A 15413-nucleotide genomic window follows, 5' to 3' on the forward strand; every position below is an offset into this window, starting at 1 on the left:
GTGGCATCGGCTGGCCGTCATCCGGGCCTTCGGCTCCAGCTTGACTTCCCAAATCCGGTCTCGTCTGATGAAATCGCGGCCGTGCCGCGCATGGTTTCTCTTCTGCTGGACCAGACCTGGGTCGGCGGTTCAGGCGTGGATGGAATGACGGAGGCGATGTCGTGAGCACCGGACCGACGACCCTGCCCGCAAGCGGCGACATTGACTCGCCGAAGCGGCGTTGGCTGCCTCAGCTCCGTAATGCGCGAATCCGCTCGAAGCTGGCGCTGATCCTGGTTGTGCCGGTCGCCGCGGTCATCGCCCTGGCGGCTGTTCGTCTGATCACAGTCGGTGAGGGTGCGTACGACGCCACGCGGGCCAAAGCGCTCACCGAACTCTCCATCGACATCTCAGCCCTTACTCAGGACTTGCATACCGAACGAATGGCGGCCGCCGTCTATATCGCGTCGGCGGGAGAGGCGGAAGCGGCTGCCGACGCCTACAACCTGCGGGTGCGCAGCACTGACGAGCGGGTGCAGGCCTACCGGGCGGAACGCGAGCTCTTCGACGAGCTGCCCGCCGCCGTCAGGGAACGGGTGGCGGCCATTGACGCGCACCTCGAGACGCTGGACGCGACTCGGCAGCAGGTGCTGGACCGTAAGCAGATGGCGGTCGCTGAGTCGGCGTTGCGTTACGGCGTCATCCTGGTCGACCTGGTGGCCTACAGCGACGGGCTCGCCCAGCTACCGGGGGACGAGCGGCTGGCGGAGGGCCGGCGGGCGGTCGCGGCCTTTGCCCGGGCCAAGGCCGCAGTCGCCGAGGAAGAGTCCGTCGCCTACACCGCGTTGAGCGCCGGCGGCTTCGACGAGGAGCAGTACTCCTCCTTCGTCGCGACGTTGACCAGCCGGCAGGAGGCGCTGCTTGCCTTCGCCCTCGCGGCGGACCCGCAGCAACGCTCGCTCGTGGAGAACACCATCTCGGGTGACGCGGTCACGCTGTCGGACACCATCGCCGTGGACATCGCCCGCTCGGTTGGGCAGCAGTCCCCGGTGAGCGCGGAGGAGGCCAGTGCCGCCCTCGGCGCCGTCCACGACCTCATGCGGTGGACCGAGACCCGGCTCCAGGAGAAGCTGCTCGCCGATACCGAGCAGAACCGTTCGGACGTCCTCCGGCAGGCCATCATCGAGTCGCTGCTGGTGCTCTTGACCCTGATCATCGCGATCACCCTCGCCGTGGTGCTGGCCCGTTCGCTGAACCGTTCGCTGCACCGGCTGCGGGAGGGCGCCCTGGCCGTGGCCAACCACGATCTGCCGGAGGCGGTACGTCGCCTGCAGAACATGGAGGCGGTGGACGAGGGTGGGGTTGACGACATCGTCCGCGAGATTCGCGAACCGATCCGGCTCACCAACCAGGACGAGGTTGGCCAGGTCGCCGTCGCGTTCAACGTGGTGCACCGGGAGGCGGTCCGGGTGGCGGCGGAGCAGGCCGCGCTGCGGACCAGCGTCTCAGCGATGTTCCTCAACCTGGCCCGGCGGAGTCAGACGCTGGTTGACCGCATGATCGGAGAGCTGGACGCGATCGAGCGTGGCGAGGAGGACCCGAAGCGTCTGGCCCGACTCTTCGAACTGGACCACCTGGCCACCCGAATGCGCCGCAACGACGAGAACCTGCTGGTCCTCGCTGGAGCCGACTCGACCGTGCCCCGGCGGGAGGACGCCCTCCTGGTGGACGTGCTGCGTGCCGCGCAGTCCGAGGTCGAGCTCTACAACCGGATCGAGTTCGGCACTGTCGATACGGATGTGTCGGTGGCCGCCCACGTGGTTAACGATGTGGTCCGGCTCGTCGCCGAACTACTCGACAACGCCACCCGCTTTTCGCCGCCGAACACCACTGTGGTCGCTGACGGGCGACGGATCCGCGACTACGTGCTCATCCAGGTCGAGGACCGCGGTCTCGGCCTCTCCGACGAGCAACTTGACTCGCTCAATCGGCGGCTGTCCGAGTCGTCGAGCGTCGATGTCGCGGCATTCCGGCTGATGGGCCTGGCCGTGGTGAGCCGGCTCGCTGAGCGACACGGCATTCGGGTCGAGCTCCGCCGCAACGTTGAGGGTGGCATTGTCGCCCAGGTAACCCTGCCGACGGCCGCTGTTGTGCTGCCCGTTGGGCGGGGACCAGCCCAGCTCACCCGCCCTCGCCAGCCGCTCGCGGTGGAGCAGGGCCCGTCCACCTCGTTCGGCTTTGGTGACCCGGTGGCGGGGGGCGTGCGCGCCGCCACCCTGCCGGAGCAGCGGCAGCCCGAGCCAGCCCCGTGGCAGGCACCGGTGCAAGCTGACACCAGCGTGGCGCCGGTGCAAGTCGGCACCAGCGTGGCACCGGAGCAGGCCGGCGGGGTGCCCGGGACCGAGCCCAGCTTCGGCGCTGCGGGCCGGATCGGTGATGCGCCCACCGCGGCCTACCCACTGCCCCAACGGAACCCCACCGGTGAGTCGTCGGTTGCGACTGCGGCTTTCCCCACCGTGCCCGCCACCCCAGCGCCGTCAGCCGCCCCGTCCGCCAGTCCATTCGGCACCGACAGCATGCCCGGTGGGCTCGGCGCTGACCTGGCCGCCACCGCATCGATCGACGCGACACCTTTCTCCGCGCCGCCTGCGGAGACGCCCACGGAGACACCGGCGGAGGCGCCGATTTTCCGGGAGATGGAGGCGGTCTGGTTCCGGACGCACGGCAACGATGCGACCGCCATCTTCACCCGGCCGGACTTCGATGGAACGGCTCCGGATCCCGCGGCGAGTTCCCCAGTCGAGCCGCAGCTACCCACCCGGGTGCCCGGAACGACGGCGACCCCGCCGGCTGCCACCTCGGGGCCGTCCTACTCCGCCACTCCGGCTTCCGCCGGGCCGCCGCCCGCCGCGCCGCCGCCCAGCGGGCCGCCGGCCGCAGTGCCGACGAGTGTGCCGCCCGCCGCGCCGCCGACGAGTGTGCCGCCGGCCGCGGTGCCGACGAGTGTGCCGCCCGCCGCGCCGCCGACGAGTGTGCCTCCGGCCCCGCCGGGTGCCTCCGGGGCCCCGGCCGGCGGTGGCAATGCGTGGCGAACCGTCGCGGACGAGGGTTGGAGCCGGGCCAGCCAGGCTGCCGAGCCGACCAACGGCGGTACCACCCGTTCTGGTCTGCCGAAGCGGGTGCCGAAGGCGCAACTCGTCCCCGGCGGGATCGAGCCCCGGGCCCGGGAACGGACCCGCCGGACGCCGGACGAAGTCCGCGGCCTGCTGTCTGCATATCACCGTGGTGTGCAGCGCGGCCGTGCGGCCGGCTCGGACCCCAACAGCACTTCGAGCAAGGAGACGAGCTGATGAACAGGCCAGCGACCATGCAGGACATGGGTTGGCTGCTCAGTAACTTCGCCGACAGCGTGGCGGGTATCGCTCACGTGGTCGCGGTGTCCGCCGACGGGCTGCTGCTCGCCTCGTCCCGGGACCTCCCCGCGGACCGCGCAGATCAGCTCGCGGCGATCACTTCCGGCGTGGTGAGCCTGACCGACGGCGCGTCCCGCATGTTCAGCGCCGGCGGGGTGCTTCAGACAGTCATCGAAATGGACAGCGGCTACCTCTTTCTCATGTCGATCAGTGACGGCTCGTCGATGGCGGTGCTCGCTGCCCGCAGCTGCGACGTCGGGCAGGTTGGCTACGAGATGGCCCTGCTGGTGGAACGGGTCGGTGCCGCACTGGTGCCGTTGCCTCGGGACGCGGTGTCTTCATGATCTCTGGGCTCCGGACAGCGCCGCCCGAGGAGAGCAGAGCCGGCGCCGAAGGGGTACCGGTCGGGCGAGAGGGGAGGTGACAGCGGATGGAAGGCCGGCGGACCGAAGCGCGCGGGGAACTGGTGCGCCCATATGCGGTCACTCGGGGCCGGACCGAGCCGCAGCAGGACATCACCTTGGAGGCGGTGCTGTCCGCGAGCGCCACGGCGGTTGCCGAATCCCGTTTCGCGGGGCACGACAAGCACCGCATCGCGACGATTTGTGAGGGCCGGGCGCAGTCGTTGGCGGAGATCGCCGCGTACACCCGGATGCCCCTCGGCGTAACCCGGGTACTGGTGGCCGACATGGTGGCCGAGGGCTTGCTGACGCTACACACTGCCGCCGCTCCCACGATGGGGTTCGTGGAGCGGATGAACCTGCTTGGAAGGGTGCTAAGTGGACTTCGCGAACTATGACCCCGCCAGGGCGAGCCGGGAGATCATCTCCGCGAAGATCGTCGTTGCGGGGGGCTTCGGCGTCGGAAAGACGACGCTGGTCGGGGCGATCTCGGAGATCACACCGCTGACCACCGAGGCGATCATGACCGCAGCCGGTGTCGGCATCGATGATCCGTCCAAGGTGCCGGGGAAAGAGACGACGACAGTCGCCATGGACTTCGGCCGGATCACCATGGCGCAGGATCTGATCCTGTACCTGTTCGGTACGCCCGGCCAGACCCGGTTCTGGTTCATGTGGGACGAGATCATTCGGGGTGCGGTCGGTGCGGCCGTCCTGGTGGACACCCGCCGGATCACCGATGCCTTCGCCCCCCTGGACTACTTCGAAAACCGCAAACTGCCGTACGTGGTCGCGCTCAACCGGTTCGACGGTGCCCCCAACTACGAGTTGGCGGAGGTACGCGAGGCGCTCGCCATCCCGGCGGACGTGCCGCTCGTGCTGACCGATGCGCGCAGCCGGGACTCGGTCAAGCAGGTGCTGGTGACCGTCGTCGAGCACGCCATGAGCCGGCTGCAGGCCGAGCACAACCGCGGGTTCCCGACTCCGGTCGGGTGAGCCGGCACCGGTGACCGGCACCCGCGGCAGCCCCGGCGCCGCTGACCGGAACCTCAGCATCGGGGACCGGAACCCCTCCGGCGTCGGTGACCGGCACCTCGGCGTCGGTCCGCGAGCCCGGCCCGCCAGCTAGCTGCGGGCCGGGGCTGCGGCGGCTACGCGTCAGTCGACACGGAGGCGGTAGCCGCGCTTCACCACCGTCTGTACTGCCCCGGGGGCCCTCAGCCCGGCGCGCAGCCGCGCCACCGCCATCTCCACCGCGTGCTCGTCTGCCCCGCGCGGTAGCGTCCGGAGCAGTGCCGCCCGGGACAGGACCCGCCCCGGGGAGGCCGCCAGCGAGCGCAGCACCGCCATCGGGGCCGGCGCCAGCGGTCGCAGCTCACCATCAACCACAGCGGCGTGCCCGCGCAGGGTGAGTAGGTGACCGGCGGCTTTCAGGGTGACCGCGCGCCGCGGCAACTCCGCAACGATCGTTCGGACCAGCGCGCCCAGCCGGGCCCGTTCGGGAGCGCTGACCGGCACCCCCCGTCGCCGTAGCGGCTCCGCGGTCACCGTCCCCACGCAACTCGCCAGCACCGCACCCCGGAACGCGTCGAGCACCCGGTCGGTCCGGTCTCCGGCGGCAACCAGCAACGCCTCGGCGGCCGGTGCCGAGGTGAACGTCACCGCGTCCACCATCCGGTCGGCGACCAGGTCGATAAGTCGATGCAGTGGAGTCGGATCGGTCGGCGGGGCCCAACGGTAGACCGGCACCGCGATCACGGTCGCGCCGGCTGCAACCAGCGCCCTCGTGCACTCGGGTTGTGCTCCGCCGTGCAACTGCATAGCGATCACCTGGCCGGCCACCCCCCGGTCCCGCAGGTGCTCCACCACCTCGGCGCAGCTCTCCGAGGCGGGCGACCACTGATCGTGCAGGCCGGCGGCCCGGATCGCGCCGCGAGCCTTCGGACCGCGCGCCACCACGTACGACTCGCGCAGCGCCGCGCGCAGCGGCTCAGCCAGCCCCCAGCCTTCGGCCGCCTCCAGCCAGCCACGCATCCCGATCCCGGTGTCGGCCATCAGGACATCCGGCGGGCGATCGAGGCAGGCCCGTGTTGCCGCGCGTAGCTCGGTGTCGTCGGCGAGTGGCACGATCCGCAGGGCCGGCGCGAAGACCACCCGAGCCCCGTGCCGTTGCAGTAGTGCCGCCAGTTCGTCCCGACGCCGGTCGGCGGTCACCCCGACGGTGAAGCCGGCCAGTTCGTTGCGCATCTACGCCTCCGCTCGCAGCCGTACCTCGACCAGCCCGGCCCGGCACCGCACCTCGTGCCGCCGGACCGCGACGCCCGGTAGGTCCAGGCAGTCTCCGGTACGCAGGTCGTATGCCTGTTTGTGTAGTGGGGAGGCGACTATCGGCACGCCGCCCCGGCTGCCCACGATCCCGCGTGAGAGCACATACGTATCGGTGACCGGGTCCCGGTTGTCGATGGCGAAGAGGTCGGCGGCGGTGCGGAACAGCGCCACCTGGGCACCGTCAACGAGTGCTGCCACCCCTCGACCTGGGTCAAGGCGGGTCAGTGGGCAGATCACAGTCCACTCCGGCCGATCGTCGATCATCGCGGCACCTGCGGCATTCCCAGCCCGACCGGCTGTCGGTTCTCGATGTCCTCGGCCCGTGCCGGTACCTGTTGTCCACGTTCCTCGGTGAACCGGATGGAGGGGTCGGGCACCTCGGGTGCGTTGACGAACGAGGTGAACCGGCCCAGCCGGGCCGGGTCCTCGAGGACGTCGCGCCACTCGTCGGAGTACGACCCCACGTGCCGGGCCATCGCCGCGTCCAGCTCGGCGCAGAGCCCGAGCGAGTCGTCCACGATGACCGCGCTGAGGTGCTCCAGGCCGCCGTCCATCGCCTCGATCCAGGCGGCGGTACGTTGCAGCCGGTCCGCGGTGCGGATGTAGTACATCAGGAACCGGTCGATCAGGCGTACCAGTGCCGCGGTGTTCAGGTCGGTGGCGATGAGGTCGGCGTGCCGGGGCCGGAATCCGCCGTTGCCGCCGACGTAGAGGTTCCAGCCGGCCTCGGTGGCGATGATGCCGAAGTCCTTGCCGCGTGCCTCGGCGCACTCCCGGGCGCAGCCGGAGACCGCTGCTTTGATCTTGTGGGGGGCGCGGAGCCCGCGGTAGCGCAGCTCCAGCGCGATTGCCAACCCGACCGAGTCCTGTACCCCGTACCGGCACCAGGTGGACCCGACACACGACTTCACCGTCCGCAGTGCCTTGCCGTACGCGTGGCCGGACTCGAAGCCCGCGTTGACCAGCCGGCGCCAGATCTGCGGCAACTGCTCCACCCGCGCGCCGAGCAGATCGATGCGTTGCCCGCCGGTGATTTTCGTGTAGAGCGCGAAGTCCCGGGCCACCTCGCCGAGCACAATCAACTTCTCCGGGGTGATCTCGCCGCCGGGGATTCGGGGCACGACCGAGTAGCTGCCATCCCGTTGCAGGTTGGCCAGGAAGTGGTCATTGGTGTCCTGTAGCGACGCTCGCTCGTCGTCGAGGAGGTGCCCGGCGCCGAGGGAAGCCAGGATTGACGCCACCACCGGCTTGCAGATGTCACAGCCATCTCCCCGGCCGTACTCGGTGATCAGGTTGGAGAAGGTGCGGATTCCGCGGACCCGGATGAGGTCGAAGAGCTCCTGGCGGCTCACCTCGAAGTGTTCGCAGAGCCCGCGGGGCTGCCCAACTCCGGCGGCGTCGAGCAGCTGCCGGAGCATCGGTACGCAGGAGCCGCAGCTGGTGCCGGCCCGGGTGCACGCCTTGAGGGTCGGCACGTCGGCCGCGCCGCCGGCGATCGCCGCGTCCAGGTCGGCGCGGGTCACCCCGTTGCAGGAGCAGACCTGCGTGGAAGCGGGGAGCGCCGCCGCTCCGGTGCCCGCTCCGGCCGGGGCGAGCAGCGCGAGCGGTGCGGCGGGCAGCGCCTGACCGATGCTGGCCCGCAACGTCGGATACGCCTCGGCGTCGCCGACCAGCACGCCGCCGAGCAGCGTCTGCGCGTCGTCGGAGAGGACCAGCTTCGCGTACACCCGGGTGGCCGGATCGGTGAAGGTCACGTCGAGTGAGCCCGGGGTGGTGCTGTGGGCGTCGCCGAAGGAGGCGACGTCCACGCCGAGCAGCTTCAGTTTGGTGGCGGTGTCCGCGTCGGGGACGGTGGCCGTCCCGCCGACCAGCCGGTCGGCCACCGTCTCCGCCATCGCGTAGCCGGGGGCGACCAGACCGTGGCAGGTGCCGTCTACGGCGGCGCACTCGCCGACCGCCCAAATCCGCTCATCGGCACTGCGGCAGGTGCGGTCGACCAGTACCCCGCCGCGGTGGCCAAGGGGCAGGTCGGTGGCGCGGGCCAGCTCGTCCCGGGGGCGGATACCGGCCGCCACGACGACCAGGTCGGCGGCCACCCGACCGCCGTCCGCCAGCTCCAGTTGGGCCACCGAGCCGTCCGGGCCGGGGCGCAGCGCGCTGGTGGCGACCCCGAGGTGGCAGGCGACGCCCAAGTCCTCGACGTAACGGCGCAGCAGCGCCCCGCCGGCGGCGTCCACCTGCACCGGCATCAGCCGCGGCGCGAACTCCACGACGCTGGTGGCGAGCCCGAGTAGCCGCAGCGCGTTCGCCGCCTCCAGGCCGAGCAGCCCACCGCCGATCACCGCGCCCCGCCGGCGGCCCCGGGCGTGCGTGCGGATCGCGGCCAGGTCGTCCAGGGTGCGGTAGGTGAAGACTCCCGGCAGGTCGACGCCGTCGATCGGCGGCACGAAGGGGGACGAGCCGGTCGCCAACACCAGTGCGTCGTACGGGTACTCGTCGGTGGCCGTTGTCACGATGCGTCGGTTTCGGTCGATCCCGGTGACCGGCACACCGAGCCGCAGCTGTACCCGCGGATCCGGGGTGTGCAGGTTCAGTTCGGCTGCCCCCACCCCGTCGAAGAGGGCAGAGAGACGCACCCGGTCGTACGCGGGTTGGGGCTCCTCACCGAGCACGGTTACCCGCCACCGACCGTCGCTGTCGCGGGCGCGCAACGCGTCCACGAACCGCTGGCCGACCATGCCGTTGCCGACGACGACCAGTTGGCTTTCCCTCATCGCCCCACCTCCACCGATTCCACGGTGGAGAGCCATTCGACGACGCCGGCGACCGCGTCTCGGCAGGAGCCGCAGCCCGTACCGGCGCGGGTGGCCGCCACCACGTCGTGGACCGTCCGCGCCCCGCGGCGCCAACTCTCCACCAGGGTTCCTTTGTTGACGTTGTTGCAGTGGCAGACCGTCGCCGCGTCCGGCATCAGCGCCGGTGTCGTGGTCGGTTCCGCCGGCGCCGGGCCGAGTGCCCGGCCCAGCAGCAGCGACCGTCGGTCGCTGGGCACCGGCTGCCCCCGGTCGAAGAGCTGGATGACCCTACCGATGGACGGGTTGTCGCCCACCAGGATCGCGGCGGTCAACCGCTCGTGGTTGATTCGCAGTCGGGCGTACGTGCCACCGGCCGGGTCGGTGAAGGTCAGCTCCTCACCGGGGCCGCCGCCGGGGTCACCCATGGCCGCCAGGTCGATGCCGGCGGTCTTGAGGCGGGTCACCACCGGCCGTGGCCGGTACCGGGCCGACGGGTCCGCGCCGCTGAGCACCTGTGCCAGCACCCGCGCCTGCGCCCAGGCCGGGGCCACCAGACCGGTCAGGGTGTCGCCGTGCTGGGCGCAGTCGCCGATGGCCGAGATGCGCTGGTCGTTGGTGCGTAGCTGGTCGTCGACCAGGACCCCCCGCCGTACGGTCAGGTCGGCGGCCGTGGCGAGCGCGGTGTCCGGGCGTACGCCGCAGGCAAGCACCAGTAGATCGGCGTCGAGCGACCGGCCGTCGGCCAGCTCGAGACGGACGCCGCGGGGGCCGGCGAGCACGGCGGTGGCCGGTACGGCCAGCTGGGTGGCTACCCCGAGGTCGGCGAGCGTACGGGCGAGCACGGCCGCCGCGGCCGGGTCGAGTTGCCGCTCCATCAGGTACGGCACCGGGTGCACCACGGTCACCTCGAGCCCGCGGCCGGCGAGCCCGCGGGCCGCCTCCAGGCCGAGTAGCCCGCCGCCGAGCACCAGCACGCGGCGGGACCGGTCGGCAACGGCGAGGATGCGGCGGCAGTCATCCAGGGTGCGAAACAACATCACCCGCGCCGGCAGCTCCCCGCCGGTCAATCCGGTCAGCGGGGGGACAACGGCGCGGCTACCGGTGGCCAGGACCAGGTGGTCGTAGTGGATCCGGTCGCCCCGATCGGTGCGAACCGTACGGTTCTCGCGGTCGATCGCGGTGACGCAGACCCCGGTGCGCAGGTCGACTCCGTGGCTGGCGACCTCGGTCAGCTGCACCTCCGGCTCCCCGATCGCTCCGGTCAGCAGAGTGGAGAGCATGATCCGGTTGTATGCGTGGTGCGGTTCTGCCCCGAGCACGGTGACCTTTCGGTCTCCGCCGTGCGCGGAGAGCTCACTGGCGAGGCGGGTACCGGCCATTCCGTTGCCGATGATCACGATCCGGTCGGTCACGTCGCCGCCACCTTCTCCACTCGTACCGCGCAGATCTTGAATTCCGGCATCCCGGAGATCGGGTCGACGGCGTCGTTGGTGACCGTGTTGGCGCGGGCGGTGCCGCCCCAGTGGAACGGGGCGAAGACGGTGTCCGGCCGGATCGCCGGGCTGAGTCGGGCCGGCGCGACCAGCTCGCCCCGGCGGGAGCACACTCGGACCGGCTCGCCATCGGTCACGCCGAGCCGGTCGGCCACGTCCGGATGCAGCTCGACGAAGGCTGCTGGCGCGGCCTGGCGCAGCGCTGGCACCCGTCGGGTCTGTGTTCCTGACTGGTATTGGGCGAGCACCCGTCCCGTGGTGAAGTGCAGCGGGTAGGCGGCGCACACCTGTTCCGCGGCGGGTCGGTGCTGCACGGCGTGGAATCGGGCACGCCCGTCGGGGGTAGGGAACCGGTCGGCGAAGAGCCGGGGGGTGTCCGGTCCGTCAATCTGTGGGCAGGGCCAGAACGCTCCCTCCTGTGCGTCAATCCGTTCCCAGCTGATTCCGGCGTAGTCGGCGAGCCCGCCGGCCGAGGCCGCTCGGAGTTCCTCGAACATCACCTGTGGCTCCGGCGAGAGTGGGGGCTCTCGGTCCCGGTCGGCAGGATGTCCCGGGCGCCGCTCCAGCGCTGTGGCGAGGGCGGCGAGGAGTTCCAGGTCGGTGCGGACGCCGGGCGGCGGCTTGCGGAGCGCCCGTCGACGCAGGACTCGTCCCTCCAGGTTGGTCATGGTGCCGTCCTCCTCGGCCCACTGCGCGGTCGGCAGCACCACGTCGGCGAGGGCAGCCGTCTCGGAGCGCAGGAAGTCGACGACCACCAGCAGATCGAGGTCGTGCAGGCGGCCCTCGATCCGGGCCGCCCGGGGCGCGGAGACCACCGGGTTGGAGCCGAACACCAGCAGCGCCTTCGGCCCGTCCGGGGTGCCGAGCGAGTCCAGCAGCCGGTACGCGGGAATCCCCGGCCCCGGTAGGGCCTCCGCTGGTACGCCCCAGACCGCGGCGACGTGCGCTCGGTCGGCGGGGTTGTCGATGCGGCGGTAGCCGGGAAGCTGGTCGGCCTTCTGGCCGTGTTCCCGGCCACCCTGGCCGTTGCCCTGCCCGGTCAGGCAGCCGTAGCCGGAGCCGGGGCGGCCGGGCAGGCCGAGGGCGAGCGCCAGGTTCACGTACCCGGTGACGGTGTCGACCCCCTTGGCGTGTTGCTCGGCGCCGCGGGCGGTGAGGATGATCGCCCGCAGGGCGTCGCCCAGCGCGCGTGCGGTCGTCTCCAGATCGGCCACCGACACCCCGGAGAGCGCCTCGGCGCGGGCCGGCCACCACTCCGCCACCGCCCGACGGACCTCGTCGAAGCCGGTGGTACGGCCGGCGACGTAGCCGTGGTCAACGAGTCCTTCGGCGAGCGCGATGTGTAGCAGCGCGTTGGCCACCGCCAGGTCGGTGCCGGGCAGCGGCTGTAGGTGCAGGTCGGCCTGGCGGGCGGTGGCGGTGATGCGCGGGTCCACCACGATCAGCCGCCCCCCTCGGCGGCGTTGCTCGGTCAGCCAGCGCACCAGTGGGGGCATCGTCTCGGCCGGGTTCGCGCCGACCAGCAGCAGGGTGTCGGCGCTGCCCAGGTCGGCCAGGGGAAAGGGGAGGCCCCGGTCAATGCCGAAGGCGCGCATCCCGGCGGCCGCCGCCGACGACATACAGAATCGCCCGTTGTAGTCGATGTGTCGGGTCCGGAGCACTACCCGGGCGAACTTGCCCAGCGCGTACGCCTTCTCGTTGGTGAGGCCACCGCCACCGAAGACGGCGACCGCGTCCCGCCCGTGGTCGGCCTGGACGGTGCGGATCCCCGTGACGATCCGGTCCAGGGCCGCCTCCCAACTCGCCGGGCGCAGCTCGCCGCTGGCCGGGTCGCGAAGCAGCGGGGTGGTGAGGCGATCCGGGTGCTCCAGCAGTTCGGCGGCGGTCCAGCCCTTCTGGCAGAGCCCGCCCTGGTTGGTGGGGAACCAGCGGGGGAGTACGGCCACCTCGCCGTCGGTCTCGCGCAGCGTCATCCCGCACTGGAGAGCGCAGTACGGGCAGTGCGTCGCCGTCTCGTTGGGGGGTCGTCCGGTAGCGGTGGCGGGGCGCGTACCGTCTGTCATGTCGGTGAAGCGTGCCGGCAGGGGGTTTCCGGCCCGGTTCCCACGTGTTTCGGTCCGGTCAAGTCGGGCGCACTGCCGCGGCGAGATAGATGACTGATGGTCATACCCCTGGGTAGGCTGCCGGAATGACTGCCAAGGTGACCCTGTCGTTCGCCGACGAGACGATCGAGCAGGCCCGGTGGTTCGCCCGACGGGAGGGGCTCTCCCTCTCCGCCTGGATGGACCAGGCCGCCCGGGAGAAGACGCTGCGTGCGGTCTTCTCCGCGCACGCCGATGCGGTCAGCCGGGCTGGTCTCGACTGGGAAGCTGCCGCGCTCGCTGACGCCCACGAGGTGGGGCTGGTTGAGGACCTGCTCCTCGGTGGCCGTCCGCGTGCTGCGTAGGGGCGAGGTCTGGCGGATCTCGGGCGCCCGGGAGCGGCTGGGGCTGGTCGTTAGCTCCGACGTCTACAACGCCACCGCGGTGCCGATCGTGATCGTGGCGGAGGTGGTGGAGACGGCGTTGCTGCGGGACTCCCCCCTCGCGGTGTCGATGGGCGAGCGGGTGGTGATGCCGGACCGGCTCTCCTCGCCAATGAAGCAGTGGTTCTCCGAGTGTGTGGACGTGGCCGACCAGGAGGTCATGCGTCGGGTTGGCCGGGCGCTGCGCATCCTGCAACAACTCTGAGTCATCCCGTCGATCGCGCCGCTGATCGACAGCGCTTCTCACGGGCCGGTGGGCAGCTCGGTGCGAGCACCGTTGCCTCCCCGAATCCGGCGACGAACGCTGCGGTAACGCCGGCTTTCTAGGTTCCAGCCGGGCCCGCTCGACACCGACCAGCCGGTGCACCCGGCGGGCCAGGACGGCCCGGCCGGAAGGAGCGCCTGATGACGACGACGAGCGTGCCCGCGACGACCACAGCGGAGGAGATCGACCTACAACGCGGCCGGGGCCGCTGGGTGGGCCACTGGGCTCCGGAGGACGATTATTTCTGGCGGACCGTCGGCCGGGCTGTCGCCCGGCGCAATCTCATCTATTCGATCTTCGCCGAGCACATCGGGTTCTCCATCTGGCTGCTCTGGAGCATCGTGGTGGTCCGGTTGGGCGATGTCGGGTGGACGCTGACCACCAGCCAGGCGCTCTGGCTGACCGCCGTGCCCAGCGGCGTCGGCGCGCTGCTGCGGCTGCCCTACACCTTCGCGGTGCCGGTCTTCGGTGGGCGGAACTGGACCGTGATCTCGGCCCTGCTGCTGATCATCCCGGCTGCTGGGTTGGCCTGGGCGGTGCAGCATCCGGAGATCGGCTTCGTCCCGCTGCTGCTGATCGCCGCCACCGCCGGGTTCGGCGGCGGGAACTTCGCCTCCAGCATGGCGAACATCTCGTTCTTCTATCCGGAGCGGGAGAAGGGGTGGGCGCTGGGACTGAACGCGGCCGGCGGCAACATCGGGGTCGCCGTCGTGCAGTTCCTGGTGCCGCAGGTGATCGTGCTCGGCGGTGGTCTCGCGCTGGCCCGAGCCGGCTTGATGTATCTCCCGCTCGCGGTGATCGCTGCGGTCTGTGCCTACCTGTTCATGGACAACCTGGCCGAGGCCAAGGCGGACGTGGGGCCGGTGTGGTCCTCGCTGCGGGACCGGAACACCTGGATCATGTCGTTGCTGTACGTCGGCACGTTCGGCTCGTTCATCGGCTACTCGGCGGCCTTCCCGACCCTACTCAACGGGGTCTTCGGCCGGCCCGACATCGCGCTGTCCTGGGCGTTCCTCGGTGCGGCGGTGGGCTCGCTCTGCCGACCCTTCGGTGGTCGTCTCGCCGACATCGTCGGTGGTGCCCGGGTCACCGTGGCCAGCTTCGTGTTGATGACCGGCGGTGCGTACCTGGCGCTGTGGTCGGTGCGGGAGCGCTGGCTGGAGCTCTTCTTCCTGGCGTTCATGCTGTTGTTCGTGGCGACCGGGGTCGGCAACGGATCGACGTACCGGATGATCTCTCGGATCTTTCAGGTGCGGGGGGAGGAGCTTGGCGGTTCGCCGGAGATCATGCGCGCCATGCGCCGGCAGGCGGCCGGGGCGCTCGGGATCATCTCCGCGGTCGGCGCCTTCGGCGGCTTCCTGGTCCCGATCTGCTACGCGTGGGCGAAGTCGGCGTACGGCAGCATCCAGCCCGCGCTGTGGTTCTATGCCGGCTTCTTTCTGGTGCTGACCGTGCTGACGTGGGCTGTGTACCTGCGACCGGGGGCGCGGCTGGCCGCGGCTCGAGTGTGATTTCGGCCATCACCGGCCGGTGCCGCGGGCGGGAAACCGGCCTGCCCCGGCCCAGCCCGGCGGGTCGATTGGACCCCGTTTTGCCGGCTGGCTCGGCGTTGGGTATCGTTACCTGCTGTTGTGCGACATCTAGGGGCGTGCCGTCTGAGGTGCGCTTGGTCGTTCGTGCGCGTTGGCTCGGCCTGAAAGTCATGGTCACCCCGGCGCGCAGGCCCCAGACCGACGACGAGACAAGGTAAACCTGTGCGTACGTACAGCCCGAAGCCGGGTGAGATCGAGCGTCAGTGGCACGTTATCGACGCCTCTGATGTCGTGCTGGGCCGCTTGGCCACCCATGCCGCCACGCTGCTGCGCGGCAAGCACAAGCCGACTTTCGCGCCGCACGTCGACACGGGCGACTTTGTCGTCATCGTGAACGCCGGCAAGGTCGCGCTGACCGGTAACAAGCGGCAGCAGAAGATCGCCTACCGGCACTCCGGTTACCCCGGCGGCCTCAAGCAGGTCGGCTACGACGAGCTGCTGACCAAGCGTCCCGAGCGGGCCATTGAGCTGGCCGTGAAGGGCATGCTCCCGCACAACAAGCTGGGCCGGAAGCTGATCAAGAAGCTGAAGGTCTACGCCGGTGCCGAGCACCCGCACGGCGCGCAGCAGCCAGTGCCGTTCGAGATCAAGCAGATCGCGCAGTGAGCGCGGGCGAAGGAAGC

At 71.0% G+C, this 15413-nt stretch carries 13 protein-coding genes; 8 read left to right on the forward strand and 5 right to left on the reverse strand.

Annotation, left to right across the window (positions count from 1 at the left end):
- Positions 1 to 161: 161 nt before the first annotated feature.
- The 4 genes from B116_RS0112985 (at position 162) to B116_RS0113000 (ending at position 4789) form a co-directional block, all read left to right on the forward strand.
- Positions 162 to 3329 carry a sensor histidine kinase gene (locus B116_RS0112985; protein WP_027660325.1) on the forward strand — a complete coding sequence of 1056 codons (3168 nt, stop codon included), beginning with the start codon at positions 162 to 164 and terminating at the stop codon, positions 3327 to 3329.
- Positions 3329 to 3736: a roadblock/LC7 domain-containing protein gene (locus B116_RS0112990; RefSeq protein ID WP_012015079.1), complete on the forward strand. Its 408-nt coding sequence runs from the start codon at positions 3329 to 3331 to the stop codon at positions 3734 to 3736. Before B116_RS0112985 ends, B116_RS0112990 begins: the two co-directional genes overlap by 1 nt.
- Before the next feature lie 86 nt (positions 3737 to 3822).
- Positions 3823 to 4191: a DUF742 domain-containing protein gene (locus tag B116_RS0112995; RefSeq protein WP_018720644.1), complete on the forward strand. Its 369-nt coding sequence runs from the start codon at positions 3823 to 3825 to the stop codon at positions 4189 to 4191.
- Positions 4172 to 4789 (forward strand): GTP-binding protein, encoded by a 618-nt coding sequence (locus tag B116_RS0113000; RefSeq protein ID WP_018720643.1) that lies wholly within the window; start codon positions 4172 to 4174, stop codon positions 4787 to 4789. Before B116_RS0112995 ends, B116_RS0113000 begins: the two co-directional genes overlap by 20 nt.
- Positions 4790 to 4951: 162 nt before the next feature.
- Here the strand turns inward: B116_RS0113000 and B116_RS0113010 are convergent, their stop codons facing one another.
- From B116_RS0113010 to B116_RS0113030, 5 genes are read right to left on the reverse strand one after another with little or no spacing between them, the layout of a single operon-like run.
- The gene (locus B116_RS0113010; protein WP_018720642.1) at positions 4952 to 6040 is read right to left on the reverse strand and encodes a uroporphyrinogen-III synthase; all 1089 of its coding nucleotides are present in this window, start codon (positions 6038 to 6040) and stop codon (positions 4952 to 4954) included.
- Positions 6041 to 6385 carry a nitrite reductase small subunit NirD gene (gene nirD, locus B116_RS0113015; RefSeq protein WP_027660326.1) on the reverse strand — a complete coding sequence of 115 codons (345 nt, stop codon included), beginning with the start codon at positions 6383 to 6385 and terminating at the stop codon, positions 6041 to 6043. It lies immediately after the preceding gene.
- Positions 6382 to 8895, reverse strand: coding sequence for a nitrite reductase large subunit NirB (gene nirB, locus B116_RS0113020; RefSeq protein ID WP_027660327.1), 2514 nt, complete (start codon positions 8893 to 8895; stop codon positions 6382 to 6384). The genes nirD and nirB overlap by 4 nt, the downstream gene beginning before the upstream one ends.
- Positions 8892 to 10328: an FAD-dependent oxidoreductase gene (locus B116_RS0113025; protein WP_027660328.1), complete on the reverse strand. Its 1437-nt coding sequence runs from the start codon at positions 10326 to 10328 to the stop codon at positions 8892 to 8894. The genes nirB and B116_RS0113025 overlap by 4 nt, the downstream gene beginning before the upstream one ends.
- Positions 10325 to 12382, reverse strand: a complete 2058-nt coding sequence (locus tag B116_RS0113030; RefSeq protein WP_027660329.1) for a molybdopterin oxidoreductase family protein — start codon at positions 12380 to 12382, stop codon at positions 10325 to 10327. Before B116_RS0113030 ends, B116_RS0113025 begins: the two co-directional genes overlap by 4 nt.
- 215 nt (positions 12383 to 12597) lie before the next feature.
- On the opposite strand from B116_RS0113030, the gene B116_RS0113035 reads away from it, so the two are divergent.
- The 4 genes from B116_RS0113035 (at position 12598) to rplM (ending at position 15396) form a co-directional block, all read left to right on the forward strand.
- Positions 12598 to 12855 (forward strand): hypothetical protein, encoded by a 258-nt coding sequence (locus B116_RS0113035; RefSeq protein WP_018720637.1) that lies wholly within the window; start codon positions 12598 to 12600, stop codon positions 12853 to 12855.
- Entirely contained in the window at positions 12833 to 13138 is a 306-nt protein-coding gene (locus tag B116_RS0113040; protein ID WP_018720636.1) for a type II toxin-antitoxin system PemK/MazF family toxin, read from the forward strand. Before B116_RS0113035 ends, B116_RS0113040 begins: the two co-directional genes overlap by 23 nt.
- Before the next feature lie 200 nt (positions 13139 to 13338).
- Positions 13339 to 14709, forward strand: a complete 1371-nt coding sequence (locus tag B116_RS0113045; protein WP_027660330.1) for a NarK family nitrate/nitrite MFS transporter — start codon at positions 13339 to 13341, stop codon at positions 14707 to 14709.
- A gap of 243 nt (positions 14710 to 14952) precedes the next feature.
- The gene (gene rplM, locus B116_RS0113050) at positions 14953 to 15396 is read left to right on the forward strand and encodes a 50S ribosomal protein L13 (RefSeq protein ID WP_018720634.1); all 444 of its coding nucleotides are present in this window, start codon (positions 14953 to 14955) and stop codon (positions 15394 to 15396) included.
- The last annotated feature ends 17 nt before the right edge of the window (positions 15397 to 15413 follow it).

The sequence above is a fragment of the Salinispora fenicalii genome (assembly GCF_000514815.1).
GTDB classification, from domain to species: Bacteria; Actinomycetota; Actinomycetes; order Mycobacteriales; family Micromonosporaceae; genus Micromonospora; species Micromonospora fenicalii.

Coding starts and splice junctions, on each gene's coding strand:
- B116_RS0113030 (WP_027660329.1), bottom strand. CDS start 12,382: ATGACGCTGCGCGAGACCGACGGCGAGGTGGCCGTACTCCCCCGCTGG.
- nirD (WP_027660326.1), bottom strand. CDS start 6,385: ATGATCGACGATCGGCCGGAGTGGACTGTGATCTGCCCACTGACCCGC.
- B116_RS0113045 (WP_027660330.1), top strand. CDS start 13,339: ATGACGACGACGAGCGTGCCCGCGACGACCACAGCGGAGGAGATCGAC.
- B116_RS0112995 (WP_018720644.1), top strand. CDS start 3,823: ATGGAAGGCCGGCGGACCGAAGCGCGCGGGGAACTGGTGCGCCCATAT.
- B116_RS0113035 (WP_018720637.1), top strand. CDS start 12,598: ATGACTGCCAAGGTGACCCTGTCGTTCGCCGACGAGACGATCGAGCAG.
- B116_RS0112990 (WP_012015079.1), top strand. CDS start 3,329: ATGAACAGGCCAGCGACCATGCAGGACATGGGTTGGCTGCTCAGTAAC.
- nirB (WP_027660327.1), bottom strand. CDS start 8,895: ATGAGGGAAAGCCAACTGGTCGTCGTCGGCAACGGCATGGTCGGCCAG.
- B116_RS0113010 (WP_018720642.1), bottom strand. CDS start 6,040: ATGCGCAACGAACTGGCCGGCTTCACCGTCGGGGTGACCGCCGACCGG.